The 26,858-nt window shown below is 69.3% G+C and carries 30 protein-coding genes and 4 tRNA genes; 23 read left to right on the plus strand and 11 right to left on the minus strand.

Translation table 11 applies throughout. From position 1 onward, the window contains the following. Positions 1–93: 93 nt before the first annotated feature. The 3 genes from SHK19_RS10145 to serA all read right to left on the minus strand — a co-directional run bounded on the left by SHK19_RS10145 (position 94) and on the right by serA (position 3,403). A complete protein-coding gene (locus SHK19_RS10145; protein WP_322938579.1) occupies positions 94–897 on the minus strand; it encodes a class II glutamine amidotransferase in 804 nt (267 codons plus the stop codon). Positions 898–1,058: 161 nt separating this feature from the next. Continuing rightward, positions 1,059–2,210, minus strand: coding sequence for a heparan-alpha-glucosaminide N-acetyltransferase domain-containing protein (locus tag SHK19_RS10150; protein WP_322938580.1), 1,152 nt, complete (start codon positions 2,208–2,210; stop codon positions 1,059–1,061). Beyond that, the gene (serA, locus tag SHK19_RS10155) at positions 2,207–3,403 is read right to left on the minus strand and encodes a phosphoglycerate dehydrogenase (protein WP_322457110.1); all 1,197 of its coding nucleotides are present in this window, start codon (positions 3,401–3,403) and stop codon (positions 2,207–2,209) included. Before serA ends, SHK19_RS10150 begins: the two co-directional genes overlap by 4 nt. Positions 3,404–3,455: 52 nt before the next feature. Between serA and SHK19_RS10160 the strand changes: the two genes are divergently transcribed. From SHK19_RS10160 to SHK19_RS10180, 5 genes are all read left to right on the plus strand, one after another. Beyond that, a complete protein-coding gene (locus SHK19_RS10160; protein ID WP_322457109.1) occupies positions 3,456–4,118 on the plus strand; it encodes a nitroreductase family protein in 663 nt (220 codons plus the stop codon). Beyond that, positions 4,115–4,630, plus strand: coding sequence for a VOC family protein (locus SHK19_RS10165; RefSeq protein ID WP_322938581.1), 516 nt, complete (start codon positions 4,115–4,117; stop codon positions 4,628–4,630). Before SHK19_RS10160 ends, SHK19_RS10165 begins: the two co-directional genes overlap by 4 nt. 111 nt (positions 4,631–4,741) lie before the next feature. Beyond that, a complete protein-coding gene (locus tag SHK19_RS10170; RefSeq protein WP_322938582.1) occupies positions 4,742–5,278 on the plus strand; it encodes a TetR/AcrR family transcriptional regulator in 537 nt (178 codons plus the stop codon). Next, entirely contained in the window at positions 5,275–5,616 is a 342-nt protein-coding gene (locus SHK19_RS10175; protein WP_322457106.1) for a DMT family transporter, read from the plus strand. The genes SHK19_RS10170 and SHK19_RS10175 overlap by 4 nt, the downstream gene beginning before the upstream one ends. Then, positions 5,616–5,936, plus strand: coding sequence for a DMT family transporter (locus SHK19_RS10180; protein WP_322457105.1), 321 nt, complete (start codon positions 5,616–5,618; stop codon positions 5,934–5,936). The genes SHK19_RS10175 and SHK19_RS10180 overlap by 1 nt, the downstream gene beginning before the upstream one ends. A gap of 158 nt (positions 5,937–6,094) precedes the next feature. Here the strand turns inward: SHK19_RS10180 and SHK19_RS10185 are convergent, their stop codons facing one another. Both SHK19_RS10185 and SHK19_RS10190 read right to left on the minus strand, forming a co-directional pair. Continuing rightward, positions 6,095–7,501 carry an FAD-binding oxidoreductase gene (locus tag SHK19_RS10185; protein WP_322938583.1) on the minus strand — a complete coding sequence of 469 codons (1,407 nt, stop codon included), beginning with the start codon at positions 7,499–7,501 and terminating at the stop codon, positions 6,095–6,097. A 174-nt stretch (positions 7,502–7,675) separates the two neighbouring features. Continuing rightward, a complete protein-coding gene (locus SHK19_RS10190) occupies positions 7,676–9,625 on the minus strand; it encodes a M3 family metallopeptidase (protein WP_322938584.1) in 1,950 nt (649 codons plus the stop codon). A gap of 221 nt (positions 9,626–9,846) precedes the next feature. Between SHK19_RS10190 and SHK19_RS10195 the strand changes: the two genes are divergently transcribed. Both SHK19_RS10195 and SHK19_RS10200 read left to right on the plus strand, forming a co-directional pair. Beyond that, positions 9,847–10,377 carry a GNAT family N-acetyltransferase gene (locus tag SHK19_RS10195; protein ID WP_322938585.1) on the plus strand — a complete coding sequence of 177 codons (531 nt, stop codon included), beginning with the start codon at positions 9,847–9,849 and terminating at the stop codon, positions 10,375–10,377. 218 nt (positions 10,378–10,595) lie between these two features. Beyond that, positions 10,596–11,138 carry a hypothetical protein gene (locus SHK19_RS10200; RefSeq protein ID WP_322457101.1) on the plus strand — a complete coding sequence of 181 codons (543 nt, stop codon included), beginning with the start codon at positions 10,596–10,598 and terminating at the stop codon, positions 11,136–11,138. A 152-nt stretch (positions 11,139–11,290) separates the two neighbouring features. Here the strand turns inward: SHK19_RS10200 and SHK19_RS10205 are convergent. The 3 genes from SHK19_RS10205 to SHK19_RS10215 form a co-directional block, all read right to left on the minus strand. Beyond that, a tRNA-Val gene (locus SHK19_RS10205) sits at positions 11,291–11,365 on the minus strand. 16 nt (positions 11,366–11,381) lie between these two features. Beyond that, a tRNA-Cys gene (locus SHK19_RS10210) sits at positions 11,382–11,452 on the minus strand. A gap of 27 nt (positions 11,453–11,479) precedes the next feature. Beyond that, positions 11,480–11,552 (minus strand) — tRNA-Gly (locus SHK19_RS10215). A 119-nt stretch (positions 11,553–11,671) separates the two neighbouring features. Between SHK19_RS10215 and SHK19_RS10220 the strand changes: the two genes are divergently transcribed. Both SHK19_RS10220 and SHK19_RS10225 read left to right on the plus strand, forming a co-directional pair. Continuing rightward, positions 11,672–12,481, plus strand: coding sequence for an aminotransferase class IV (locus SHK19_RS10220; protein ID WP_322938586.1), 810 nt, complete (start codon positions 11,672–11,674; stop codon positions 12,479–12,481). Positions 12,482–12,601: 120 nt separating this feature from the next. Next, positions 12,602–12,676 (plus strand) — tRNA-Val (locus SHK19_RS10225). Positions 12,677–12,756: 80 nt separating this feature from the next. On the opposite strand, the gene SHK19_RS10230 is transcribed toward SHK19_RS10225, so the two are convergent. After that, on the minus strand, positions 12,757–13,080 hold the full coding sequence (locus tag SHK19_RS10230; protein ID WP_322938587.1) for a hypothetical protein: 324 nt from the start codon (positions 13,078–13,080) through the stop codon (positions 12,757–12,759). Positions 13,081–13,319: 239 nt separating this feature from the next. Next, a complete protein-coding gene (locus tag SHK19_RS10235) occupies positions 13,320–14,075 on the minus strand; it encodes an MBL fold metallo-hydrolase (RefSeq protein WP_322938588.1) in 756 nt (251 codons plus the stop codon). A 130-nt stretch (positions 14,076–14,205) separates the two neighbouring features. Here SHK19_RS10235 and SHK19_RS10240 point away from each other — a divergent pair, with 130 nt between their 5' ends. From SHK19_RS10240 to SHK19_RS10275, 8 genes are all read left to right on the plus strand, one after another. Beyond that, positions 14,206–14,895, plus strand: a complete 690-nt coding sequence (locus SHK19_RS10240; protein ID WP_322457097.1) for a transthyretin-like family protein — start codon at positions 14,206–14,208, stop codon at positions 14,893–14,895. Between the two features lie 160 nt (positions 14,896–15,055). After that, complete coding sequence (gene thrS, locus SHK19_RS10245) at positions 15,056–17,050, plus strand: threonine--tRNA ligase (protein ID WP_405030470.1); 1,995 nt, start codon at positions 15,056–15,058, stop codon at positions 17,048–17,050. Position 17,051: 1 nt separating this feature from the next. Further along, positions 17,052–18,044 carry a glycoside hydrolase family 25 domain-containing protein gene (locus tag SHK19_RS10250; RefSeq protein ID WP_322457096.1) on the plus strand — a complete coding sequence of 331 codons (993 nt, stop codon included), beginning with the start codon at positions 17,052–17,054 and terminating at the stop codon, positions 18,042–18,044. A 103-nt stretch (positions 18,045–18,147) separates the two neighbouring features. Beyond that, the gene (locus SHK19_RS10255; RefSeq protein WP_322457095.1) at positions 18,148–18,870 is read left to right on the plus strand and encodes a TetR/AcrR family transcriptional regulator; all 723 of its coding nucleotides are present in this window, start codon (positions 18,148–18,150) and stop codon (positions 18,868–18,870) included. 3 nt (positions 18,871–18,873) lie between these two features. After that, positions 18,874–19,413, plus strand: coding sequence for an HIT family protein (locus tag SHK19_RS10260; protein ID WP_322938589.1), 540 nt, complete (start codon positions 18,874–18,876; stop codon positions 19,411–19,413). Between the two features lie 52 nt (positions 19,414–19,465). Then, on the plus strand, positions 19,466–20,083 hold the full coding sequence (pgsA, locus tag SHK19_RS10265; protein ID WP_322457242.1) for a phosphatidylinositol phosphate synthase: 618 nt from the start codon (positions 19,466–19,468) through the stop codon (positions 20,081–20,083). Positions 20,084–20,092: 9 nt separating this feature from the next. Next, positions 20,093–20,986, plus strand: coding sequence for a pyridoxal 5'-phosphate synthase lyase subunit PdxS (pdxS, locus tag SHK19_RS10270; protein ID WP_322457093.1), 894 nt, complete (start codon positions 20,093–20,095; stop codon positions 20,984–20,986). A gap of 54 nt (positions 20,987–21,040) precedes the next feature. After that, positions 21,041–21,661 carry a hypothetical protein gene (locus SHK19_RS10275; protein WP_322938590.1) on the plus strand — a complete coding sequence of 207 codons (621 nt, stop codon included), beginning with the start codon at positions 21,041–21,043 and terminating at the stop codon, positions 21,659–21,661. Positions 21,662–21,800: 139 nt separating this feature from the next. Here the strand turns inward: SHK19_RS10275 and SHK19_RS10280 are convergent, their stop codons facing one another. Beyond that, positions 21,801–22,589 (minus strand): hypothetical protein, encoded by a 789-nt coding sequence (locus tag SHK19_RS10280; protein ID WP_322938591.1) that lies wholly within the window; start codon positions 22,587–22,589, stop codon positions 21,801–21,803. 24 nt (positions 22,590–22,613) lie between these two features. Here SHK19_RS10280 and pdxT point away from each other — a divergent pair, with 24 nt between their 5' ends. From pdxT to yajC, 6 genes are all read left to right on the plus strand, one after another. After that, the gene (gene pdxT, locus SHK19_RS10285; RefSeq protein ID WP_322457090.1) at positions 22,614–23,189 is read left to right on the plus strand and encodes a pyridoxal 5'-phosphate synthase glutaminase subunit PdxT; all 576 of its coding nucleotides are present in this window, start codon (positions 22,614–22,616) and stop codon (positions 23,187–23,189) included. A 33-nt stretch (positions 23,190–23,222) separates the two neighbouring features. Continuing rightward, a complete protein-coding gene (locus SHK19_RS10290; RefSeq protein WP_322457089.1) occupies positions 23,223–24,011 on the plus strand; it encodes a YebC/PmpR family DNA-binding transcriptional regulator in 789 nt (262 codons plus the stop codon). Positions 24,012–24,128: 117 nt separating this feature from the next. Further along, complete coding sequence (gene ruvC / locus SHK19_RS10295; protein ID WP_322457088.1) at positions 24,129–24,653, plus strand: crossover junction endodeoxyribonuclease RuvC; 525 nt, start codon at positions 24,129–24,131, stop codon at positions 24,651–24,653. After that, positions 24,650–25,246: a Holliday junction branch migration protein RuvA gene (gene ruvA / locus SHK19_RS10300; RefSeq protein ID WP_322457087.1), complete on the plus strand. Its 597-nt coding sequence runs from the start codon at positions 24,650–24,652 to the stop codon at positions 25,244–25,246. The genes ruvC and ruvA overlap by 4 nt, the downstream gene beginning before the upstream one ends. A 5-nt stretch (positions 25,247–25,251) precedes the next feature. After that, complete coding sequence (gene ruvB, locus SHK19_RS10305) at positions 25,252–26,331, plus strand: Holliday junction branch migration DNA helicase RuvB (RefSeq protein ID WP_322938592.1); 1,080 nt, start codon at positions 25,252–25,254, stop codon at positions 26,329–26,331. Between the two features lie 160 nt (positions 26,332–26,491). After that, on the plus strand, positions 26,492–26,857 hold the full coding sequence (gene yajC, locus SHK19_RS10310) for a preprotein translocase subunit YajC (RefSeq protein ID WP_322938593.1): 366 nt from the start codon (positions 26,492–26,494) through the stop codon (positions 26,855–26,857). The last annotated feature ends 1 nt before the right edge of the window (position 26,858 follow it).

A 26,858-nucleotide genomic window follows, 5' to 3' on the forward strand; every position in this document is an offset into this window, starting at 1 on the left:
GGGCGTGCACCGCGTCGGGGAGGATGCCCAGACCGGCTCCGGCCGGATGGGTGGGTTGACCCATCCCGCGGTCACGGGATGCGCGGCTGGATCTCAGCGTCGACCCGGCAGGTCGAGACGCGTCACCTCGAGTGAGCCGAGATCGACCATCGCCGCGGTGTCCTCCGGCACCGGAGTCCAGCCCTCTGGGTCGATGCCGCTGGAGATGACGTGCGTGGCGTCCGGGGTGATCCGGTAGTCCATCGCGAAGTAGTCCTCGGTGTGCCGATAGGGGATCTCCTCCTCGGAGGGAAACAGGTTGCGCAGTCCCTTGATCGGCACCGACGCCTGGCTGTTGATGTGGACGCCGAACATCTGCGCGGGGGTCATCAGCAGCGCGTTCAGGCTCGCCTCGGGGAACTCGCTCGTGAGTACGCCGAGCGCCTGCCTGAGTCCTTCGGTGTCGTCCCCCCGCTCGGCGATGCACTGCATGACGAACCGGAAGTACCGCTCGCTGTCGGTGTCGCCGCGCAGCGTCGCTCGAGCCTCCCGGGTGAGCAGGCCTTCGAGCGACCCGAGAGGGGCGATGTGTCCGTTGTGCGCGAATGCGTATCCGCCGTCCACGAACGGGTGGGTGTTCTGCGGACTCACCGCTAGGCCCGGCGTGGCCCAACGGAGATGCACGATGCCGGCCCGGCCGAGCCGCTGACCGGCAAGTCGGGAGTACGCCAGGTCGTGGATGGCCGATCCAGCCGAGGTCACGCTGCGGACCGTGGGGGAGTCCGGGTCCCACCACGCCATGCCCCAGCCGTCGCCGTGCACGGCGGTGAGCGCGGTGAACGCGTCGAAGTGCTCCTGCCCCAGGACCTCGACGACCGAGGTCGGACGGCGGGCGACGTAGCCGAGCAGACGACACATCAGGAGTTCGCGCTGATCCGGCGCGCCAGGACTTCGATGACCGTCTCGATCTCGGCGAGGCCGGCGTCGATGTCCAACGCAGGTGCGAGCTCCTGGGTCGGAGATGTGGATGTCATCTGTTGTGACGTACCCACGACGTCGACGAGCAACCTGCCCGATGCTCAAGCGTTGCGAAGATCGGCTGGACGGAGGGCGCGCACCGGAAGCCCGACGACGTACTCCAGCGGTCCGCGCCGCCCCCGGGCGACGAATGCCGCGCCGATCGCCAGCAGCACGAGCACGTGCCAGCCGTAGGCCCGGGGATCGTCCGGTGGCCACACCTCCGGTGTGCGCAGCACGACGTGCAGGCTGTAGAGGGTGAGCGTCATCGTGCCGGCGCCGAACAGCACGGCCAGGAAGGTCACCCCGGCGTCGGGCAGCGCACGCTCGATGAGCAGGCAGACCGCGATGACGAGGAGCGCACTGCCGATGGTCTGCGCGAGGTCGAACGGCGTCGCACTGTGCGGCGCGACCAGCAGCAGCCACGACCAGTCGCCGTCCGCGGGCGTGGTGCCGAACATCCCGCGGGCGTACTGGTCGCTGACCGCGGGGTCGGTCACGGCGCGCGAGACCTGGGTCGCGAGGACCGCGAGTGCCAGGCCTCCGCCGGCGAGCGCGAGGAGGAGACGACGGTTGCGGAGGTCGCAACGACCGAGCGCCATGCCCGCCAGCAGGTAGGCCAGCCACGGGACCGCCGGGTAGTAGCCGGTGAACAGCAGCTCGCTGGCCAGCCGGCCGGGATCGCCGAGCTGGTCGACGGCGGGGCTCGCGAACCCGCGCACCGGAAGATCCGGACGGACCAGGTGGGAGACGACGGGCGCCAGCACGACCCACCCGGCGGCGAGCAGCGCGAGCGTGCGGGCGCGCAGTCCGACGAACGGAAGTCCGAGCAGGAACAGCACGCCGTAGTAGGTGAGGATGATCGCCAGTCCGCTGTCCGGCTCAGCGAGAGCGAGGCCGAGCCCGGCGATCAGCAGCGACCGGACGGCGAGCCCCGCGGACGCACGCACCCGGTCCCGGCCGCGGGCCGGCTCCCGTCCGCCGGTCATCAGTGCGAGGCTGACCCCTGCGAGGACGGCGAACAACGCCGACGCCCGCCCGCCGGCCAGCCACTGGCTGAAGGACAGGTCGCCCTCGGGCGTGAAGTCGAGCAGGACGTGCGTGGCGACCATCCCCAGGAGCGCCAGGCACCGGGCCACGTCGAGCCCCACCAGTCGGCCGGGCCGGGCCGGCCCGGCCGCCGCAGGGACGACGTCCGCCGTACGCGACGTCACCAGGTGCGCGCCCAGAGGCAGGGGTCCGAGCGGCGAAGCTTGTCGACGGCCTCGGCCGCAAGGGGCTCGGTCGAATCGGTGACGACGTAGCCGAGGTCGTCCCTGGTCGAGAGATGTTGGTCGACCACGTTGCCGCCGGCCGCGGCGAGGACGGCGTTGAGATCGGCCAGCACACCAGGGACGTTGTGGTGCAGGAAGCCCAGCCGTCGCCCGGACGTCGCCAGCGGGGGAGGGAGGACCGGCGGAAGGTTGACCGACAGCGCCGTGCTCCCCTCGAGCGCGAAGCGGACGAGCTTCTCGGCCACGAACCAGCCGATCTCCTCCTGCGCCTCCTGGGTGGAGCCGCCGACGTGAGGCGTCAGGATGACGTTGTCGAGACCGCGCAGCACGGACTCGAACGCGTCGCCCTGAGCCTTGGGCTCCACGGGGAAGACGTCGACGGCCGCACCCGCGATGTGACCCGACAGCAGGTGGTCTCGGAGCGACTCGTAGTCCACCACCATGCCGCGCGAGGCGTTGATGAAGAGGGACCTCGGCTTCATCGCCGCGAACTCCGAGGCGCCGAAGAACCCGGCGTTGCCGGGCCGCCCGTCGACGTGGAGGCTGACGACGTCGGCGACCTCGAGCAGCTCCGTGAGCGACCGGGTACGACGCGCGTTCCCGTGCGCCGGCCGGTCCGCCTTGTCGTAGAACACGACCCGCATTCCGAGCGCCTCGGCAAGGTTCGACAGCTGCGTGCCGATGTTGCCGTAGCCCACGATGCCCAGGGTTCGGCCGCGCACCTCGTGGCTGCCGCGCGCCGACTTGTCCCACACGCCGTCGTGCATCCGCTGCGTCTTCTCCGGGAGCCGCCGGGCGAGCGCGATGATCTCGCCGATCACGAGCTCGACCACGCTGCGGGTGTTGGAGTAGGGCGCGTTGAACACCCCGATGCCCCGCTTCGCCGCGGCAGCCAGGTCGACCTGGTTGGTGCCGATGCAGAAGCAGCCGATCGCCTCGAGGTCCGACGCCGCCTCCAGGACGCGTGCGGTCACCGTCGTGTTCGAGCGGATCCCGAGCAGGCTGACACCCGGGAGGGACTCGACCAGCTCGTCCTCGGACAGCGCGCCGGGACGCAGGTCCACCTCGTAACCGCGGCTGCCGAGGATCTCGGCGGCCGCCGGATGGATGTTCTCCAGGACGAGTGCCTTCATGCCCACACCGTAGGGGTCGTAGTCTGCGGCGATCGACCGGGAGAGGACGAACATGGACCTGTACGAGGTGATGCGGACGACGTCCGCCGTCCGAGAGTTCACCGACGATCCGCTGCCCGACGTCGTGCTCCGCACGATCCTGGACAACGCAAGGTTCGCGCCGAGCGGCGGCAACCGGCAGGGGACGCAGGTCCTCGTCGTCCGGGACCCGGCGGCGCGGCGGAAGCTCGCGGAGCTGGCGATCCCCGGGGCGCGCCGGTACACCGCACAGCGGATGGCGGGGGAGGGACCGTGGAACCCGGTCGTCCCGACCCGGCTGTCGGAGGAGGAGATCGCGGCGACGGAGGTGCCAGGAGCGCTCACGACCCCGTTCGTCGATGCGCCCGTCGTGCTCGTCGTGTGCGTCGACCTGCGGGCGGTGGCGGCCCTCGACCAGGACCTCGACCGGATCGGCATCGTCGGGGGAGCGTCGGTCTATCCGCTGGTGTGGAACATCCTGCTGGCGGCGAGGAACGAGGGCTTCGGCGGCACGATCACGACGATGGCGGTCGCGGAGGAGCCGCGGATCCGCGAGCTGTTCGGCATCCCTGAGGAGTACGCCGTCGCGTGCGTGGTGCCGCTGGGCAAGCCGGTGCGCCAGCTGACCAAGCTCTCCCGCGTTAGTGTCGAGGACCTGACCCGACGCGAGAACTGGGAAGGTGGGCCGCTGTCATGACCAGTGCCTCGGACGAGCCGGAGATCGACCTTGCCGCGGTCGACGCCGAGCGGGATCGCATCCGCTCGACGTACCTGCAGCCGGAGGACTCCCGGCCGGCCTCGATGGCACGCGGGCTGCACCACTTCGCGATCGTCGCCAAGGACGTCGAGGAGACGGTGCGGTTCTACCAGGGCGTGCTCGGCTTCCCGCTGACCGACATCTTCGAGAACCGCGACTACAAGGGCTCCAACCACTTCTTCTTCGACATCGGCAACAACAACCTGATCGCCTTCTTCGACTTCCCCGGTCTCGACGTCGGCCCGTACGCCGAGGTCCTCGGCGGCCTCCACCACGTCGCCATCTCGGTCGAGCCGGAGAAGTGGGCCGAGCTCAAGACCCGCCTCGAGGAAGCAGGCGTCGAGTACCAGAGCGAGAGCGGCACCTCTATCTACTTCCGCGACCCCAACGGTGCGCGGCTCGAGCTCATCGCCGACCCGCTGGGGGAGATGTACGGCACGAAGGTTCTCTGAGCCTTCGTCGAGGGGCACGGCCGGGAGGGCGCGACCGGCGCCGACGTGGTGCGTGGGCGGTAGCGATCGATGTCGTCAGATGACCTACCTTCCGGATGGTAAAGTGGGTGCATGGCCCCTGAAACCCGCTTCCAGATCCTCGACGGTGCGCTCGAGATCCTCCGCGAAGGAGGCACCGTCACCTTGGAATCCGCTGCCCGCAAGGCGGGCCTGACCAAGCCGGGACTGATGTACCACTTCGCCACCAAGCAGTCGCTGATGCTCGGTCTGGTCGACCACGTCGTCGACGGCTACGAGCGAGCGCTGGCCGAACGCCTGCCCGGGCCTGTCTCGGAGGCCGCGCCTGCGGCGCGGATCGCCGCCTACCTCGATTGGTCGCTCGCGGGAAGCTTCGACCAGTCCGACCTCGCCATGATGACCGACCCACGACTCTGCGGGCCGTTGACCGAGAGATGGGCCGCACGGATGGGTCCCTGGACCGACGTCCCGGACGAGCTCGCCCCGAACCTGCGATCGCGGCTTCTCGCCGCGCGCCTGATCGCGGACGGGTCCTGGTTCGCCGACGCCACCGGCGTGATGCCGCTTGATGGCGAGGAGCGAGCCCTCGTCGGAGAACTGGTCACCGAGCTCCTGGAGGTCGCGTCGTGAACAGATGGCTGCTCCTGCTCGGCGCGATCGTCACCGAGGTCACCGCGTCGCTGTCGTTGAAGGGCGCACTCGACCATCCGGCCTTGTACGTCGTCGTGGTCCTGGGCTACGCGGGGACGTTCGGATTCCTCGCGGCCGTGCTCGGGGCGGGCATGCCCCTGGGCGTCGCTTACGGCATCTGGGGAGCGCTCGGCGTGGCAGCGACCGCCGCCCTCTCCGCGATCTTCTTCGGGGAGGCCCTCACCGGCGTGATGATCCTCGGGATAGCTGTGGTCATCGCCGGGGTGGTCCTGGTGGAGTTCGGATCCCACCTCGCCGGCCGGCAGGAGGCGGCCTGATGGGGTGGGCATACCTCGCCGGCGCCATCCTCTTGGAGGTCGCCGCCACGCTGTCGCTGCGTGCCGCCGCCACGGCCCGCAATGCCTGGTACGTCGTCGTCCTGGGCGGCTACGTCGCCGCCTTCGTGCTGCTCTCGCTCGCGCTCGCTGAGGGCATGGGACTCGGCGTCGCCTACGGCATCTGGGCCGCCGCCGGCGTCGCGCTCACGGCGCTGGCCTCGAGGCTTCTCTTCAAGGAACCGCTCACGCTGTTGATGTCGGGAGGCATCGCGCTCATCGTCGGCGGTGTCCTCCTTATCGAACTGGGCGGCGCGCACTAGGTCCTTTCGAGGACTCCGACGGACCACCCGCCATACGAGGGTGCGATGCCCGGGAAACACGTTGCCGGTCCGGCTCAAGCCGTGGACCCGACGATCGTGCGCAAGGAGACTGCGCGCTCGGATCGGTGGTCGCAGGTCAAGCTCGAAGGTCCGTCCGGCTACCCCGCGGCTCCGGCCGGGAGGATGTTCGCGCCGAGCTTGAAGACGTTGTGCGGGTCGTACGTGGCCTTGATCCCCGCCAGTCGCGCGTACTTCTCGGCGCCGTAGGAGGCCCGCACGCGGTCGTCCTCGAACTCGGTCATGGCGTTGACGTAGGAGCCGGTCCCGATCGTGTGGGGGCTCAGGGCCTCCCAGAAACCGCGTACCCAGCTCCGCTCCGCGTCGAGGATCGCTGGGTCCGGGCAGACGCCGATGATGAAGGCGGCGTACCGCGGCGAGCGGCCGCCGCTGAAGGCGGTGTCGTCCTCGCCGACGGCCGAGTAGGCCTCGTCGAGCCGGTAGAACAGCACGATGGAGCTGGGGGAGTTCTTGCGGGGCACGTGCTCGGTGACCACCTCGATCGCCCGGTCGCTGAGCTCGTCGAGGTAGCAGCCCTTGTCGTAGGTGTGCTGGCCCCACGCGTTCGCCTCGTCGATGAGCTGCTGGAGGGCGACGTACGGCATCGGGGTGCTGAACGTGAAGGCCGACGGCAGCGACTCGTTGATCCGGTCGACGATGTCTGCATGCGACTCGGGCGAGCCGAACCCCGTCACGAGCAGGACGTACCCGGGCTGCAGCTGGTGCTCGGGCGGCACGAACGGTGCCGGCGGTGCGTTGACCGCTCCGAAGACGATGTTGTGGTCGACGGGCAGATCGGTGAAGACCTCGCGCGCGAGCCGGAGCACAGCGGCGCCCTGGTCGAGCGGCCAGTAGACCATCGCGAACTGCACGAGGGGCCCGACCTCGTGGAGCCGGAACTCGAACTCGGTGACGACACCGAAGTTGCCTCCGCCGCCGCGCAACGCCCAGAACAGGTCGGCGTTCTCGTCCTCGGCGGCCCGCAGGATCTCGCCGGCAGCGGTGACGACCTGGGCGGCCACGAGGTTGTCGGCGGTCAGGCCAGCCTGACGGGACAGCCAGCCCATGCCGCCACCCAGGGTCAGCCCACCGACCCCGGTGTGGCTGACCAGACCGGTCGGTACGGCGAGCCCGTGCTCCTGGGTCGCAGCGTCGAGGTCCCCGAGAAGGGCACCTCCGCCGGCCTTGGCCCGTTTCGCTCCCGGGTCGACGCTGACGTGGTTGAGTCCCCGGAGGTCGACGACCACGCCACCATCGGCGACCGCGGCCCCCGACATGTTGTGCGCACCGGACCGGACCGACACCGGTAGTCCGTGGTCGTTGGCGAAGGCCAACGTCCTCGCCACGTCCTCCGCGCTGACGCACTCCACCACCGCCAACGGCCGGTGGTCGATGGCGGCGTTCCACACCCGCCGGACGTTGTCGTACCCCGTGTCCACGGCGCCGGTGACCTGCCCGTCCAACGAGGCGCGGAGTGCGTCGAGGTCGTAGCTGGCGGTCTGGCTCATCGGAGTCTCCTGGCGACCCTAAGGCGGCCTTCACCAACGTCGGCCCCAGCCGCGGGAATGCGTCCCACACTAGGTCGCTCCGTCAATAGGCACATCCGCCGATCGGGCGATCCCTGAACAGCGTGAGCTGCCGGCAACTCAGTCGCTACACCCCGGCTCGCCTGCGACGGCGTCCTACTGCTGGCCGGACGGGCCCGTCAGCCAGCGGTCGAACGCCGCGGTGCTGCTGGCCCGGCCAAGGAACGCCTCGATCAGGTCGGCGCCGTCTCGGCTTCCACCAGGGGTGAGCACCTGGTCGCGGTAGCGACGCGCCGGCTCTGGGGCCATCAAGTCGACAGGATCGAACCCGGAGAGCAGGTCCTTGGCGATAATGTGGCTCCACGAGTACGCGTAGCATCCGGAGCCGTACCGTTCGTCCGCGAGATGCTCCCAGGCCGCGTAAGCGTGCGTGTCGGGGAGCTGCGGAACCGGCATGTGACGTGCGAACGCCGCGTTCGCGCAAGCGGTCAAGTCGTCGGGCACTTCTTCGTGCAACGCAAGAGATACCGCACCGAACGCCGCGAGATCCGCTACAAACAATCCTCGCCCGAACGAGTCGGCGGCTCGCATGCGAGCAATCAACTCCGCCGGGATCGGGTAGCCGTCGCCGTCGGTAGCGAAGCTGCGCAGAACGCCGTGGTCATGAGCCCATTCCTCGAGCATCTGGGAGGGTGCCTCGACGAAGTCTCGCTCTGTGGCCACGCCTGAGTCGCGCGCCCACGTCACGTGGCCGCCGAGCACCGAGTTGAGCAGGTGCCCGAACTCGTGGAACAACGCGACGACGTCCTCGTGCTCGAGGAGTCCACGGGGAACGTCGATGAACAGCGCGCTCTGCGGGAGCTGCACGTTGTCGACTCCACGCGTGATGGCGAAGTGTTGACCCAACGCGTACTTGCCGGGCCGCGGGTGCAGGTCCAGGTGGAACCGACCGATGAGAACGCCAGCGTCAAGCACGTCATAGGTGTCAACGTCCGGGTGCCAAGTCGGGGCAGTCGGAACCTCGACGAACTCGAGCCCGAACAGCCGCCCGGTGACGTCCAGCAGTCCGGTGACCACCTTCGAGCAGTCCAGGTAGCGGCGGACTTCCTGAGCATCGACGTCATAACGTTCGCGACGAATCACCTCGGTGTAGTAGCCGAGGTCCGACGCGTGCAGTTTGTCTCTGGCTGCCGCGTCGACGCCGTGTGGTTGGTCGTGCCGCATGCGCCTTTCCAAGGCCTCGATCTCTCGATGCGCGACAGGAACGGCCACGGAGGAGACGCGGTCGATGAAGTCGCGGATTGCGGCACCTGAGCCAACCATCTTGATTTCGGCGTCGTAGTCCGCCCAGCTGTCGTAGCCGAGCAGTCGCGCACGTTCGCGTCGTAGGCCGAGGAGCTCGTGCAGCACTGGGTCGTTTGCGGGCCATCCTTGGCAGTTGAACTGCGTGGCTACCTCGCGTCGTGCAGCGGTGTCGCGTGCGAAGCGCAGGAACGGGATTGCATCGGGGAAGCTGGTGGTCACGACGACACGGCCGTCCGCGCCCGGCGGGTGTGCGGCGATGTAATCGTCGGGGAGACCGTCCAGTTGTTCGGGAGTCAATGAGATAGAGCGGATGTCGTCAATGATGTTGCTCTGAAATTGGCGCGCGAGAGTCGTGCACCTTTCCACGAGCTGGTGCAGCCGCTGACGCGCCTGCTCATCGAGTTCCACGCCCGCCCGTCGGAATTCCCGCATCGTCAACGCGAGCATCCTGGCCGCCTGCGGGTCCAGAGCGTCGGTATCGATGGCAGCGAAGACTGCGTAGAGACGGCGATCCTGACGCACCTCGTCAGAAAGCGAAGCGGCCTCCTGCTCAGCGCGCTCCGCCTTGGTGCGCAACGCCTCATCAGGGTGAGCCTGACTGAAGAACATTGCCGCCGACGTCGCGTTCAGCAAGGCCAGCGTTACCGCGTTCCAACGCGCCAGCGTCACCTCGACCCGGGCATCGGGCTGACTGGCAATCAGTTCGACCCTCTCGCGAGCGACCGTCAGTTGGTCATCACAGCGGGCCGACAGGAACCGAACCCAATCCTGTTGTGTCTCGGGCAGCTCAAGTGGTGCCATCTCAGCACTGTAAGACAGTCGTCACCGCCTCCGACCCTGGCGCCGCTGCAGGGTTGACATCCAGTCGCAAGCGCGCGATTGCGCGGAACCGTTCGGCAGTTCCCGTAGACTGCCGGGCCGGCGGCTTGCGACGTCGGGCCGCGATGCGGTTCCAGCTGAGCCGACAGCATGAGGGTGCGCTCGCGGCGGTCTAGGGTACGACCGTGCTATCCGGTCAGTCTGTGACGCTGCGCCAGGTCCGCGAGGCCGACCTGGACCTGCTGTACGACGCCCATACGAACATCCGCAACCGAGGCGCCTACTTCCCGCTCGGGGTGATGTCGCAACCGACGTTCCGCGGTGCCTTCGCCGAGCACGGCTTCTGGCAGAAGTCCGAGGGCATGCTCGTCATCGAGTCCCGGAAGGGCGAGATCGCTGGTCACATCGAGTTCTTCCGCCCGGTGTCCTACTGGGACGCCTTCGAGCTGTCGTACCAGCTGTACTCGGACGAGCACGCCGGGCGCGGGTTCGTGACCGAGGCGGTCCAGCTGCTGGTGGACTACCTCTTCGGCGCGAAGAAGGAGCACCGCATCCATCTGGTGATCGCCGAGGAGAACAGTGCGTCCCGCCGCATCGCCGAGAAGTGCGGCTTCGTGCTCGAAGGCACCGTGCGCGGGGCGTTCTTCAACGACGGCCGCAACCAGGACGTCGTGCTCTACTCGCTGCTGCGGACCGACCCCAGGCCGTGGCACGCGTCGACCAGCGGCGGCTGACCTTGTGCGAGGCGATCGAAGTCGGCGCTGTGCCCGCTGATCACCGACTTGTCGGGCAAACGCAGGACTCTCGCCGGCCGTCGTCGTGGGAGCAGAGGTCGAGTCTCACGGCCGGGTAGCCGTCGAGGGAGGCCCTGCGTCGCTTTTCGGATAGTCCGGCGCGCAGTCTAGAGCGGACCAAGGGTTTCGTTGATCGCACACCAACGGAGAGGGTCCCGATGCTTCGATTCGCTAGGTCGGGGCTGGTTGCGGTCGCTCTCACCGCCTTGACGGTCACGGGCTGCGGTGACGAGCCCATCGACGCCACCAACGGGAGTCCCGGAGACCCGACCTCGTCCGCGTCATCCACGCCCACGTCAACGCCCACGGTTGAGGACGAAAAGAACAGCGTGGACCTCAGGCCTCTCTGGTTCACCCTGGAAAAAGGCCAGTGCATCGGAACGCTTCCCGCGCCCGACAAGAAGTTCCGTACCCTCAAGGTGGCCGACTGTGCCGAGCCGCACGATGCCGAGGTCATCGGTCCTACTGCAAAACGCGTCACTGAGACGTCCGGCGAGACGTGTGCCAGGGCCGCACGGCGGTACGTCGGTGGCGACCCGGACGCTGGTGGCCTGGAGGTCACGTGGATCGAATCGGGTTACGCGGAGCCGTCGGACGATTCACTCACCGACCTGCCGCAGAATGATCCGTATCGGTACGTCCTCGTTTGCATGCTCATTGCCGCGGACGGCAAGAAGTTGACAGGCTCTGCGGCAGGTTGAGCGGCTCGAGGTACGGCAGCGGCGAGGCTTGCCGTTGGCCGTCGCGCTTGATGGTCGCAGCGAGATCGACGGTGATCGATTCGTGCAACCGCCGCTTGGTCACGGGTCCCCTCCAGGACGGCGTTTTCTGCTGTTCAGAAGGCTTCATGTGTTGGTGGGCGATACTGGGTTTGAACCAGTGACCTCTTCCGTGTCAAGGAAGCGCGCTACCGCTGCGCCAATCGCCCGGGTGTGGAGTTATCGAGGTGGGTACGGGATTTGAACCCGTGTACACGGATTTGCAGTCCGTTGCCTCGCCTCTCGGCCAACCCACCAGTGGAGGCCTGGGTCTGACCTCTCCGAGCGGACGACGAGGCTCGAACTCGCGACCTCAACCTTGGCAAGGTTGCGCTCTACCAACTGAGCTACGTCCGCCTGCGACTACCTCCGAACCGGCTGTTTCCCGGTGCGGCTGATGCGCGTGAGAACCCTAGCCGATGGTCTGATCGCCACCAAAATCGGGTGCTCGTAGGGTGAGTCGTATGCGTGTGTGGATGAACGGAGAGCTCCTCGCGGACCCCAGCGCCCCCGCCGTACCGGTGACAGACCACGGTCTGACCGTGGGTGACGGGGTGTTCGAGTCGATCAAGGTCGTCGACGGCCAGGCGTTCGCGCTCGGCCTGCACCTCGACCGGCTGGAACGGTCGGCGACAGGTCTCGGGCTCGACCGCCTCGACGTCGATGTCGTACGACGAGGCGTGGCCGCCGTTCTCGACGGCGACCCGATGCCGCTCGGCCGGCTGCGGATCACGGTGACCGGGGGACCGGCGCCGATGGGCTCGGGCCGGGGGAGTGACGACCCGACCGTGATCGTCGCGGCATCGCCGATGGACCCGGCCAAGGAGACGACCACGGTCATCACCGTCCCGTGGCCGCGCAACGAGCGCGGAGCGATGGCGGGCCTCAAGACCACGTCGTACGCCGAGAACGTCGTCGCTCTCGCCGCCGCCCAGCAGAAGGGCGCGACCGAGGCGGTCTTCGCCAACCTCCAGGGCCACCTGTGCGAAGGCACCGGCTCCAACGTCTTCTACGTCGTCGACGGTGAGCTGCGGACGCCGACCCTGGCCAGCGGCTGCCTCGCCGGCGTCACCCGGCGGCTGGTGCTGGAGTGGTTCGGCGGCACCGAGGTCGACGAGCCGATCGAGGTCGCGGCGCAGGCCGACGAGATCTTCTTGGTGTCGACCACCCGCGACGTGCAGGGCGTGTCCCGCTGGGACGACCGCGAGCTCGATGCGCCCGGCCCGGTGACGCGAGAGGCATTGGTGACCTGGCGAAAGCGGGAGCCGGAGCTGGTTGGACGCTGAGGGCCTCGATACGCCCTCGCCTGGCGGCTCGGGCTACTCGACCAGCGAAGGGTTTCGACCGACGGTGGTCGATTCCGGGTCGTGAGTGGTGATGCGTTAAAGTCTCGCTTCGCATCACCGGGGCGATTGGCGCAGTGGTAGCGCGCTTCGTTCACACCGAAGAGGTCACTGGTTCGAACCCAGTATCGCCCACCAGAACGTTTGCACATCAGCTCCGAGAACGACGCCGTCCCTCCCGGCCGGAGCCGAGAGGGACGGTCGTTCGGAACGTCGGGTCAGTGGCGGTCGTGGCTGCCCTGGCCGCTGTTCGAGCCGGTTGAGTCGTCGTAGTGCTCCCGGGTCCCGGACTTCGCCAGACCCCGGCTGATCATGTAGCCGATCGTCAGCAGGGTGACGTAGAACCACGCCTCCTGCGCGCCGAAGTCGCTGGCGCCCTCGTCGACGATGAGGGAGGCGATCAGGACGCCGAGCACGCCGAAGATGTAGACGGCGAGCTCTGTCGTCTTGTACGACGCCTTGGTCTCGGTGCTGATCCGCCGATCGGGCGTGTAGGTGTGGGACGTGCTGGTGTTCGCGGTCCCGGTGTCGTGCATGGCCATCTCGGGTTCCTTCCTTGAGAAGTGCCCTAACCTGGCTAGAGGCCCCTGGGTCTAGAGGCGCCGGTGGGCGTGCCTTGATCTGCTAAGCACGGACAAGGTGCCCGTCGGCGCCTCGTTCATACGCTCACGGGCCAATGCCGCGGGGATGCCGGGACCCGAGAGCGACACAGGTCGCCTCGGGGGAGCAGCAGGGATGACCCACGAGCGCCTCCGGGATGCCGCGCTTCCGTCGCGGGCACTCACCACTTCCGCGCAGCTGCCGACTCCCGCGCCGCCCGGACCGCCTCGCCGATCGGGCCCCGGTGCACCGGGCCGTGGCCGGGCAGCACCACGTCCGCATCGAGGTCCTCGAGCGGCGTCAGCCCGGCGGCGTCGTCGCCGTGCTGGAACATCCGCGGCAGCAGCTGCGGTCCGACCGTCGGAGAGGTCGCGTGCCCTGTGCAGAGTCCGTCACCCGTCGCCACGGCACCGGCCGAGGGCACCAGGTAGGCGGTGTGCCCGCTGGTATGCCCGGCGGTGGCGACCGGCACCGGACGGCCCGGAAGGTCCAGCGGCGAGCCGGGCGTCAGCGGCTGGACGTCGGCGCACGCCACGTCGCGCAGCGCGCCCGCGCGGGTGATGCGCAGCGACCAGGTCAGGACGCCCGACCGGTGCGCGTTGCGCGCGACCTGGACCGGGGTCGCCTGCTCGAGGCGCTCGCGTCGTACGTGCGGCACCTCCAGCGGGTGCGCGAAGACGGGAGTTCCGTACCTGCCGTGGAAGTGCGCGAGACCGCCGATGTGGTCGACGTGGCCGTGGGTGACGACGATGCCGCGGACGTCCTCGGGCCGGCCGCCGATCCGTCGCACCGACTTCTCGACGATCGGCGCGTACGCCGGGTAGCCGGCGTCGACGAGGGTGAGGTCGGTGCCCTCGCGGAGGATCACCCAGTTGACGTCTCTTCCCCGGCAGAGGAAGACGTCGCTCCCGACCGTGACCACCTCGAGCTCGCTCATGTCCGCATCCTGGCACCGGCGTGTTCTCCCCGGTTCGCGTCCCCCGGAGGCCAGCCGGCGGTAGCGTTTCCGGCACGGGTGCGCTCGGGATGTGCTCGCCGAGATCGTCCCTTCGCTCAGGTGGTACCCCATGCGCCGAATCGTCTCTGTGCTCGTCCTCGCCGTCGTCGCGGCGCTGTTCCACGCCGTCGCTCCGCCACAGGCGACCGCAGGTGCGGTGATCCGCGGCCAGGTGGTCCAGTACGGCGGAACGCCGATGGCGAACACAACCGTGCGGCTGTACGAGGACGACGGCGGTGCGCCGGGCGTCCTGGTCGACACGGTGACCACCGAGGACGACGGCGAGTTCGTGCTGTCGCCGAGCCTCGACACCCCGCACTGGGTGGAGGTCGTCCGTAACAGCCGCGTCCAGGGCGGCTTCGTCAGCGACCGGCCGACCGGTCCGAGCTATGTCGAGTTCGACGTCGCCGACGCGACGCCGGTCGATCCCGGCGACCTCCTCGGTCGGGTGCTGGCTGCGCCGTCGTTCATCAGCGGGACGGTCGTCAACGCCGCCACCGGCAACCGGCTGCGGGGGATCAACGTCAGCACCCGGGACGCGCAGCACCTCGGGGTGGTGCTGGACGCCGACGTCACCGACGTCAACGGGTTCTTCCGCATCCCGATCTTCGGTGAGGACTTCGGGTTGCGTGTGAACGGCGGAGCCCGCGGGTTCGAGAACGGCTGGCGCGCGTGCAACGGCGGTGTCGTTCCTACCTGGGGTGAGGCCTGCGCGAGCCCGATCGGCCGGATCGGCAGGGTCAGGCTCGACCGTCTGTAGACCGGCGGCCGCGAGGGGTCTCGAGACGGTCCCGGCGCGACCTCCTCGACCGACGGGGCGGGAGGCCAACTGCCGCGCGCCTTGACCCGGTCGGTCGATACCCTTGAAGCACGGCCCCGCGTCCGCGGCGGCCGCTCAGCCGCACCCCGAAGAGGTCTCCGTGTCCGACATCAAGGTCGTCCTCGTCCCCGCCGACGCGCGCGAGGGCCAGCAGACGACCACGCTCTCCGTGGGAGCGGGCACGAAGGCCTGGGAGCTCTTCAAGGACGAGCCGCACGTCGTCGCAGCCCGGGTCGCCGGCGAGCTCAAGGACCTCTCCTACGAGCTGACCGACGGCGACGAGGTCGCAGGCATCGCGATCGACAGCAGCGACGGCCACGACATCCTGCGCCACTCCTGCGCCCACGTCCTGGCGCAGGCCGTGCAGGACCTCTTCCCCGACGCCAGGCTCGGCATCGGTCCGCCGATCAAGGACGGCTTCTACTACGACTTCGACGTCGAGGTGCCCTTCCACCCCGACGACCTCGCGAAGATCGAGACCCGGATGCGCAAGATCATCAAGGACAACCAGCGGTTCTCCCGCCGGGTGACCAACGACGACGACGCGCGTGCCGAGCTCGCCGACGAGCCGTACAAGCTCGAGCTGATCGGTCTCAAGGGCAGCGCAGCGGATGCCGCAGAGGGCGCTGACGCAGAGGTCGGCGCGGGCGAGCTCACCATCTACGACAACATCGACCGCAACGGCGAGGTCGCCTGGAAGGACCTCTGCCGCGGCCCGCACCTGCCGACCACGAAGCGGATCCCGGCGTTCAAGCTGATGCGCTCCGCGGCGGCGTACTGGCGCGGCGACGAGAAGAACAAGCAGCTCCAGCGCGTCTACGGCACCGCTTGGGAGTCCAAGGAGGCGCTCGAGGACTACCTCCACCGGCTCGAGGAGGCCGAGAAGCGCGACCATCGCAAGCTCGGCCGCGAGCTCGACCTGTTCAGCTTCCCCGACGAGATCGGCTCCGGCCTGGCCGTCTTCCACCCCAAGGGCGGCGTGATCAAGCGGGAGATGGAGGACTACGTCCGCCTGCGGCACATCGAGGAGGGCTTCCAGTACGTCGGCACGCCCCATATCAGCAAGGAGGGGCTGTTCCACACCTCCGGGCACCTGCCGTACTTCGAGGACACGATGTTCCCGCCGATGGAGATGGAGAACAGCCGGTACTTCCTCAAGGCGATGAACTGCCCGATGCACAACCTGATCTTCAGGTCGCGCGGGCGGTCCTATCGTGAGCTGCCGCTGCGGATGTTCGAGTTCGGCTCCGTCTACCGCTACGAGAAGTCGGGCGTCGTGCACGGGCTCACCCGCGTGCGCGGACTCACGCAGGACGACTCGCACTCCTACGTCACCCCTGACCAGGCGCCCGACGAGGTCAAGCACCTCCTCGGCTTCGTGCTGAGCCTGCTCCGCGACTTCGGTCTCGACGACTTCTACCTCGAGCTGTCCACTCGCGACGACGCCAAGGACAAGTTCATGGGCAGCGACGAGCAGTGGGAGGTCGCGACCCGCGTGCTCGAGGAGGCCGCCAACGAGACCGGCCTCGAGCTGGTGCCCGACCCCGGCGGCGCCGCGTTCTACGGCCCCAAGATCTCCGTCCAGGCGCGCGACGCCATCGGCCGGACCTGGCAGATGTCGACGATCCAGTACGACTTCAACCAGCCCGAGGGCTTCCACCTCGAGTACGTCGCCCCCGACGGCTCCAAGCAGCAGCCGGTGATGATCCACTCCGCGAAGTTCGGATCGATCGAGCGGTTCTTCGGCGTCCTCGTCGAGCACTACGCCGGCGCCTTCCCCCCGTGGCTCGCGCCCGTCCAGGTGGAGGCGATCCCGATCGCGGAGCGTCACCACGACTACCTCTACGACGTCGCGCGGCAGCTGCAGGCTCGAGGGATCCGGGTCGAGGTCGACGACTCCGACGACCGGATGCAGAAGAAGATCCGCAACGCGCAGCTGCAGAAGGTGCCGTTCATGGTGATCGCCGGCGACGACGACATGGAGGCGGGCGCGGTGTCCTTCCGCTACCGCGACGGCCGCCAGGACAACGGAGTCCCGATCGCCGAGGCGATCGAACGGGTCGCTGCCGCGATCGCCTCGCGCGAGCAGGTCTGACATGAGCGCCGGGGGGCGTCGCGCGGCATCCGCGCTGGCGCTCGCCGTGCTGCTCTCACTCGGTGCCTGCGCCGAGGAGGAGACGCCGCAGCCCGAGTCGGCCCCGACCACCGGTGAGACCGAGAAGCCCGGCAAGGGCAAGGACAAGCCCGGCCTTCCGACGGACGGCGACGCCACCGACCCCGGGGCCAACGCCAGCAACCTCGCCGACGTGGCCGAGGACCTGGCCAACCAGAACCGCGGCACCATCGAGCCGCGCAACGAGCCGGTCCAGGGCGCGGACATCAGCTGGCCGCAGTGCCCCAAGGGGATGGGCATCCCGGAGAAGCGGTCCCAAGGTCTGCCGATGCCGGTCGACGAGGCCGAGTTCGTGATCATGGGCCTCACCAACGGCCCCGGGTTCACCCCCAACCCCTGCCTGGCCGACCAGGTCGCGTGGGTGGAGGAGCGCGAGCTGATGGCAGCCGCCTACGCCGTGTCCAGCTATCCCGACGCCGCGACCCTGAAGCGCTACGAGTGGGACGGGCCCTACTCCGGCGCCACCCTCAAGGGTCAGCTCAGGAACGTCGGCTACCAGCAGGCCCGCTACAACCTGGACACGATGACGCAAGCGGGATTGCAGACGCCGGTGGTGTGGATCGACGTCGAGCCGGTCGCGTTCTTCGAGTGGAGCTCCAACAAGGCCGCCAACGCTGCCGTCGTCGAGGGCGCGGCCCGGGCCTACACCGACGCCGGCTACGCCATCGGCATCTACTCCACGCCGTACCTCTGGGAGACGGTGGTCGGCGACTTCTCGCTCGACGGCGTCCCCGAGTGGCGGGCCGCGGGCCAGACCTCACGCGAGGAGGCGCTCAACCGGTGCGGCGAGGACTGGTCGATCCAGGGCGGTCAGGCCATCCTCGGGCAGTGGGTGGCGGACAACCGGGACCACAACGTCACCTGCCCCGGCATCGCCCTCGACCTCGGTCTCTGGTTCCACCAGTACGGCTCTTGATTGCGCGAGCGTGTCTCGGACGGTGCTTGCGGCTCATTGGTGGCTTCTGGCCGGGGTGGTTCACCGCGGGGCATGGTTCATCTGACCCGGATAGGCTGCCGCGGTGAGCGATGAAGGGTCTGGCGACCTGGAGTACGGCGGCGACGGCCGCCGGCTGCGCTGGCTGGCCCACAACCAGGCCCGGCGGCGCGTCATCATCGACGCCGCGATCCGGGTGCTCGAGCGGTCGGAGCCGGGCGACGACGTCCAGGTCCAGCTGATCGCCGAGGAGGCGGGGCTGGCGCGCACGGTGCTCTACCGCCACTTCCACGACCGCGTCGACCTCGACGTGGCGGTGCAGCAGCAGATCTGCAAGGACCTCGGCAAGGTGATCCTCCCCGCCCTCTCGTTCGACGGCACGCCGATCGTGATCATCCGGCGGATCATCGACGCGGTGGTGCGCTGGGCGACCGACCACCCGACCCTGTTCTGGTTCATCGAGCTGGAGCTGCCCGGTCCCGGACCGCACCCGCTGGCGGTGGCGATCGAGGCGCTTGCCGAGCAGATCGAGCAGCTGATGAACACGGTCGTGCAGTACGACGGCGTGGAGCTGAGTGCCGACGACCGGGCCGGTCTCGACCCCTGGGTGTTCGGCCTCATCGGCCAGGTGTTCGCGAGCATCCGGCGCTGGACGTCGCGGCTGGAGCGGGCGCCGAAGGCGGAGCAGCTCGTCAACATGCTCGCCGAGTCGATCTGGCTGCAGATCAACGGCATGGCGACGGCGCGCGGGATCGACGTTCCCAACGTGTCGCTCGCCGAGCTGATCCGGGTCGCGGAGCAGTCGTAGGACATGACCGATCCCGACGGCCTGGAGCGTCTCTGGATGCCCCACCGGATGACCTACGTCCGTGACGCGTCCGACGAGAAGGCGGCCGACCCCGACCTCCCCGCGTGCCCGTTCTGCCGGATCACGCCCGACCCGGCGACGTCCCACGACGACGGCCTGGTCGTCCGGCGGGGGGAGACGGCGTACGCCGTCCTCAACCTCTACCCGTACAACCCCGGTCACCTGATGGTGCTGCCCTACCGGCACGTCGCCGACTACACCGACCTCGACGACGCCGAGACGGCCGAGATCGCCCAGCTGACCAAGGAGGCGCTGGTCACCATCCGCCGGGTCTCGCAGCCGCACGCGTTCAACGTCGGCCTCAACCTCGGCTCGGCCTCCGGCGGGTCGCTCGCCGGGCACCTCCACCAGCACGTCGTGCCGCGCTGGGCCGGCGACGCCAACTTCCTGATGGTGCTGGCCGGCACCAAGATGCTCCCGCAGCTGCTCGACGACACCCGCGACCTGCTCGCCGAGGCATGGTCTCCCGGCAACATGCCTTAGCCTCTGCGTCGTGCTCGACCGGTTCAAGGACTTCTGGCAGGGCGTCGTGCTCATGCCGTTCGTCAAGCTGTTCCTCAAGCTCGGCGTCAGCCCCGACGCGGTGACGCTCGTGGGCACCATCGGCGTCTGCGTGGGGGCGCTGGCGTTCTTCCCCCGTGGCGAGCTGTTGTACGGCGTCCTCTTCATCACCGCGTTCGTCTTCAGCGACCTGATCGACGGCAAGATGGCGCGGATGCTCGAGCGGAAGTCGCGCTTCGGCGCCTTCTGGGACTCGACCCTCGACCGGATCGGCGACGGCGCGATCTTCGGTGGGCTCGCGCTCTACTTCGCCGGCCCCGGCGACAGCTATCTCTACCTGTGCGTGTCGCTGTGGTGCCTGGTGATGGGCTCGGTGACGTCGTACTCCCGGGCGCGGGCGGAGTCGCTCGGCATGGACGCCAAGGGCGGGCTCGCTGAGCGCGCCGACCGGCTGGTCTCGATCCTGGTCATGACCGGCCTGGGCGCCATCTTCGACCTGCCGATCCTGATGTACGTCACCCTCTGGGCACTGGCGGCGGCGAGTGCCTACACGGTGGTGTTCCGGGTGCTGAAGGTCTACCGCCAGGCGGCCGTGCTCGACGCCCCTTCCGGGGATGACCTCGATGCGGGGGAGAAGCCGCCCACGGCCTAGAATCGACCCATGAGCGAGCAGCACGAACTGGGTACGACGAAGGTCAAGCGCGGCATGGCAGAGATGCTCAAGGGCGGCGTCATCATGGACGTGGTCACCGCCGAGCAGGCCAAGATCGCCGAGGACGCCGGCGCCGTCGCCGTGATGGCGCTCGAGCGCGTGCCCGCCGACATCCGGGCCCAGGGCGGCGTCTCGCGGATGAGCGACCCCGACATGATCGACGGGATCATCGAGGCGGTCTCGATCCCGGTGATGGCCAAGGCGCGGATCGGTCACTTCGCCGAGGCCCAGGTGCTGCAGAGCCTCGGCGTCGACTACATCGACGAGTCCGAGGTGCTCACCCCGGCCGACTACGCCAACCACATCGACAAGTGGGCGTTCACCGTGCCGTTCGTGTGCGGCGCGACCAACCTCGGCGAGGCGCTGCGGCGGATCACCGAGGGCGCGGCGATGATCCGCTCCAAGGGCGAGGCCGGCACCGGTGACGTGTCCAACGCGGTCACCCACATGCGCACCATCCGCGGGGAGATCCGCAGGCTCGGGTCGCTCGCCGAGGACGAGCTGTTCGTCGCGGCGAAGGAGTTGCAGGCGCCGTACGACCTGGTGGTCGAGGTCGCCCGCAACGGCAAGCTGCCCGTCGTGCTGTTCACCGCCGGCGGCATCGCGACCCCGGCCGACGCGGCCATGATGATGCAGCTCGGCGCCGAGGGCGTCTTCGTCGGTTCGGGCATCTTCAAGTCCGGCAACCCCGCCCAGCGGGCCGAGGCGATCGTCAAGGCGACGACCTTCCACGACGACCCCGACGTCGTCGCCAAGGTCTCCCGGGGCCTCGGCGAGGCGATGGTCGGCATCAACGTCGAGGACATCCCCCAGCCGCACCGGCTCGCCGAGCGCGGCTGGTAGAACGGCCCGGATGGGCCATTGCGCCCACCCGCTGGTCGGGTGTTCGCTGGGACCGTGTTCGCTCGCACCTCGACGTTCCACGGTGACCCGTCCGGCATCAGCGGGGCGTTCAACTTCGTTCGCGACGAGGTGATGCCCGCTCTCGCCGATGTCCCGGGCTGGGTGGGCCTGTCGATGATGATCGACCGTCCGACCGGTGAGTGCATCACGACCACCTCATGGGACGACGTGGACGCGATGCGTGCGTCCAGTGACCGGCTGACGAAGTTCCGCGACCGCGTCGGCGGGATCCTGAACGCGCCCCCTGCCGTCCAGGAGTGGCAGGTGGCCGTGATGCGGCGTGCCGACCCGGCACACACCGACCGGTGGTGCCGCGTCACCTGGCTGAAGGCCGCCGATGGCAACCTGGACCGCGGCGTCGATATCTACCGCACCGGGTTGCTCCCACGGATCGAGCAGCTGCCCGGGTTCTGCAGCGCCAGCCTGATGGTCGACCGCGCCCGGGGCCGGGTGTGCTCGACCGCGTCGTTCAAGACCCTCGAGTCGCTGCAGCTGTCGCGGGAGGAGGCCCTGATGATCCGGGAAGCCGGGATCCGGGAGGCCGACGTCGACATCATGGACGCGGCGGAGTACGAACTGGCCATCGCCCACCTCCGCGTCCCCGAGCTGGCCTAGTGTCCCGGACTTGAGATCCGCGCCGTATCTCGCGCCCCGAGCACGCACCTCGCTTCCTTGACCTCGCCCCGTCGCGACGCCGCCTTGCTATGCACGCACTCGGACCACGATCTACTGCACGGATTCCGCGCCCGGGACACTAGTTCCGAAGCTCCGGGCAGGGGAGCAGCGCCCGGTCGTCGGCACCGAGCGCGTCGTAGTCGCCGACCAGCTCGAGGACCGAGCCGTCGACGGGGTCGAGGTAGACGCGGAAGTCGTACTGGTCCCGGGCCCACCACAGCTGCGGCTCGCCGCCGTCGGCGACGGTGTACTCACCCGAGGGCGGTCCCATCAGTCCCACGATCTCGTCGCGGGTCTGGTCCGGTGACACGGCGCACCAGGCAGCCACCCACCGCGCGGGACCGGCCTCGCCGTCCGGTCCGCCCTCGGTGCCATCATCCGTACCGGCCTCGGTGCGGTCCGCGATCGAGAAGACCCGCCAGCGCGCCCGGTGGTAGACCATCCGGACCGTGACGTCCCGTGACGCGAGCTGCACGTCGAGGATCGCGTCCTCCTCGGTCTCCTGGGTGACGGCGACGTCGACGACTTCGCTGTCGAACTCGGGGTCCTCCCACAACAGCGCCTCGAAGCCTGTGCACGGGTCGCCGAGCTCGGCGCGATCCACGAGGATCGCCTCGTACCGCAGCTCGATGGTGAACTTCGGCGCCTGGAGCGCGCAGGCGGCGGCGGCGTCGTGCCGAGCCAGCGCTTCGACCCACGCGGCGTACGCATCGGCGACTGCGGACCCCGCCACCTCCTCCGTGGACCCGGTGGTTCTGGACGCATCGACGACGTTACGGCGCTCGCCGGTATCGGAGTCCTTTCCGCAGGCGGAGAGCAGCAGGACGACCGCGAAGACGGTCGAGGGGAGGCGGCTCCACTGCGGCACGGGCGCAACCCTAATCTTGACGGCGTGCCAGCCATCGGAGTCTTCGCTCTCCAGGGCGACGTCCGCGAGCACCTGACGACGCTGACGGCGTTGGGCGCGGACGCGTTCTCCGTCCGGCGACCGGAGGAGCTGGCCCGCTGCGACGGGCTGGTGCTGCCGGGCGGGGAGTCGACGACGATGGGCAAGCTGGCCCGCACCTTCGACCTGCTCGACCCGCTCCGGGAACGGGTCGCCTCCGGCATGCCGACCTTCGGCACCTGCGCCGGCATGATCCTGCTCGCCGACCGGATCCTCGACGGGGTCGCCGGCCAGGAGACGATCGGCGGGATCGACATGACCGTGCGCCGCAACGCGTTCGGCCGGCAGGTCGACTCCTTCGAGTCCGACCTCGACCTCAAGGGTCTCGACCGGCCGGTGCACGCGGTCTTCATCCGCGCGCCGTGGGTCGAGGAGGTCGGTGCCGGCGTCGAGGTGCTGGCCGAGGCCGAGGGGCACCCGGTCGCCGTACGCCAAGGGCGTCTGATGGCGACGTCGTTCCATCCCGAGGTCGCCGACGACGGTCGCATCCACCGACTCTTCCTGGATCTGGTGCGCCAGTAAGATCGGTCCGTTGTCGAATCGGAAGAGGGAAGAATGTCTGGCCACTCCAAGTGGGCGACCACGAAGCACAAGAAGGCGGCCATCGACGCCAAGCGGGGCAAGCTCTTCGCGAAGCTGATCAAGAACATCGAGATCGCCGCCAAGATGGGTGGCCCCGACCCGTCCGGCAACCCCACGCTCTTCGACGCCATCCAGAAGGCCAAGAAGCAGTCGGTCCCCAACAAGAACATCGACTCCGCGGTCAAGCGCGGCGGCGGCCTCGAGGGCAGCGCCGTCGACTACGAGACGATCATGTACGAGGTCTACGGACCGCAGGGCGTCGCGTTGCTCGTCGAGTGCCTGACCGACAACCGCAACCGCGCGGCGATGGAGGTCCGGACGGCGGTCACCCGCAACGGCGGCACCATGGCCGACCCCGGCTCGGTGTCACGGCTCTTCAACCGCAAGGGCGTCGTCGTCGTACCCAAGGCGCAGGAGAAGGAAGGCAAGGCCACCGAGGTCACCGAGGTCACCGAAGACATGGTCCTCGAGGCCACCCTCGACGCCGGTGCCGAAGAGGTCTTCGACCTGGGGGACACCTTCGAGGTGCAGGCCGAGGCGACCGACGTCGTCGCGGTCCGTACGGCGCTGCAGGCGGCCGGGATCGACTACGACTCGGCCGAGGTGCAGTTCGTCGCCTCCCTCGACATCCCCGTCGCCGACCCGGACGCCGCCGGCAAGGTGTTCCGGCTGATCGATGCCGTCGACGACCTCGACGACGTGCAGAACGTCTTCTCCAACGCCGACGTCCCGGACGAGGTCATGGAGGCCGTGGACGCGTAGCGAGGACGGCGTGCGACCGAGGAACGAGGTCGTGACCGGCGTGTCGAGACCCGGTGAGGCGACCGCCGACCTTAGCGTTGGCACCGAACAGGTGTTCGACAGGAAGGCGGGGTCCGGATGCGTGTCCTCGGGGTCGATCCCGGCCTGACCCGCTGCGGGATGGGCGTGGTCGAGGGCGACGTGGGTCGACCGCTGCGGCTCGTCGACGTCAACGTCGTCCGGACGTCGTCCCACCTCTCGGTGCCCGAGCGACTGGTCTCGATCGAGCGGGGCATCGACGCGTGGCTCGACGAGCACCGTCCGGACGCGGTGGCGATCGAGCGGGTCTTCGCCCGGTCCGACGTCAGCACGGTGATGGGCACCGCCCAGGCCAGCGGGATCGCGATGGTCTGCGCTGCCCGCCGCGGTCTGCCCATCGCGCTGCACACGCCGAGCGAGGTCAAGGCGGCCGTGTCCGGCAACGGGCGCGCCGACAAGGCGCAGGTCGGCATGATGGTCACCCGGATCCTCCGCCTCGACGCGATGCCCAAGCCGGCCGACGCGGCCGACGCGCTGGCGCTCGCGATCACCCACATCTGGCGCGGGGGAGCGCAGGCCAGGATCGATGCGGCGGTCGCCGCGGCAGGAGGCAACAGGCCATGATCTCGCACGTCCGGGGCCGGGTCGCGGCCGTCACGCTCTCGAGCGCGGTGCTGGAGGTGGGTGGCGTCGGCCTCGAGCTCATGTGCACGCCCGGCACGCTGGCCACGCTGCGGACCGGCGCCGAGGCGACGCTCCCGACCAGCATGGTGGTGCGCGAGGACTCACTCACCCTGTTCGGCTTCGCCGACGAAGACGAGAAGTCGGTGTTCGAGCTCGTGCAGACCGCATCCGGCGTCGGTCCGAAGCTCGCCCAGGCGATGCTCGCCGTACTCTCCCCGGACGGCGTCCGGACCGCGATCGCCGTCGACGACGTGAAGACGCTGACCAAGGTCCCCGGCATCGGCCAGAAGGGTGCCCAGCGGATCATCCTCGAGCTCAAGGACCGGATCGGCGCCCCGAGGGGACGCGGCGGCGCCCTCCCGGCCGCACCGGCCGAGCCCTGGCGCGACCAGGTGACCCAGGGCCTGATCGGCCTCGGCTACAACGCAAAGGACGCCGACAAGGCCGTCGACGCCGTCGCCGACCAGGCGGGCGACGTCCCCGATGTCGGGTCGCTGCTCCGCGCCGCGCTCCGCGGCCTCTCGAAGGCCTGATCGCGATGCCCTTCCACGAGGACGAGCTCGAGGTGGCCGAGGACTCCCACCTGCGGTCCCTCACCGCGATGGAGGCCGAGGGCGACGACCGCGCGGTCGAGGCGGCGCTGCGGCCGCGCAGCCTCGACGAGGTCGTCGGACAGACCCGGGTCCGCGACCAGCTGGGCCTGGTGCTCGAGGCGGCCCGCCGCCGGGGACGGGCGCCCGACCACGTGCTGCTGTCCGGCCCTCCCGGGCTCGGCAAGACCACGCTCGCCATGATCATCGCCCACGAGATGAACACGCCGCTGCGCCTCACCAGCGGGCCGGCGATCACGCATGCGGGTGACCTCGCGGCCATCCTGTCCGGGCTCAACGAGGGCGACGTGCTCTTCGTCGACGAGATCCACCGGATGTCGCGGCCGGCGGAGGAGATGCTCTACATGGCGATGGAGGACTTCCGGGTCGACGTCGTCATCGGCAAGGGACCGGGCGCGACCGCGATCCCGCTGGAGATCCCGCCCTTCACCCTCGTCGGTGCCACCACCCGGGCAGGACTGTTGCCGGGCCCGCTGCGCGACCGCTTCGGCTTCACCGCGCACCTGGAGTTCTACGAGTCGGCCGACCTCGACCGGATCGTGCACCGCTCGGCGGGCCTGCTCGACGTGGCGCTGACGAAAGAAGGATCGGCCGAGATCGCCTCGCGCTCCCGCGGCACGCCCCGGATCGCCAACCGGCTGCTCCGGAGGGTCCGCGACTTCGCCCAGGTCCGCGCCGACGGAGTGGTCACCCATCCGGTGGCGCGGGCTGCGCTCGAGCTGTACGAGGTCGACGAGCTCGGTCTCGACCGGCTCGACCGGGCCGTGATCGACGCGCTGTGCCGACGGTTCGGAGGCGGGCCGGTCGGGGTGTCGACGCTGGCCGTCGCCGTCGGCGAGGAGCGTGAGACCGTCGAGGAGGTGGCGGAGCCGTTCCTCGTGCGCAGCGGGTTCCTCGCCCGCACCCCCCGCGGCCGGATCGCGACCCCGGCCGCGTGGGAGCACCTCGGGCTGACGCCCCCGCCGATGCCCGTCGAGCAGGCCGACCCCACCCTGTTCGAGGAGTAGGACACGTCGTACGGCGACCCGTCCGGCCGTCGGCGTACGGCGATGTGGTCCGCGTAACACGCGCGGCTACACTTGCCCGTCGGCCCGCCCCGGGCTCCGTGCGGCTGCCCGGACCCGGTCGTGGAGCCGCGTCCCGGAGGAACCCTCGGAAGGCTCATTGGTGAAGGATCTCGCCCCCCTGCTGTGGATCGTCGCGATCGGTGCGATCTTCTGGCTGCTGATCATCCGGCCGGCGCAGCGGCGCCAGAAGGAAGTCGCCCGGGTGCAGGCGTCGATCGCTCCCGGTGAGCCGGTCGTCCTCACCTCGGGCATCTTCGGCACCGTCAGCGAGACCGACGACACGACGCTCCTCATCGAGATCGCACCGGGGGTGAACGTCAAGGTCGCGCGCGGCGCCGTCGCCTCGGTGGTCCGCCGGGACGAGCCTGACGAGTCGCCCGCCGACGACTCGACCGACACCGAGACCGACACCCAGACCGACACCCAGACCGACACCCAGACCGACGCCGACGGCGGGGAGCGCTGAC

This window comes from Nocardioides bizhenqiangii (genome assembly GCF_034661235.1).
Classification (GTDB): Bacteria; Actinomycetota; Actinomycetes; order Propionibacteriales; family Nocardioidaceae; genus Nocardioides; species Nocardioides bizhenqiangii.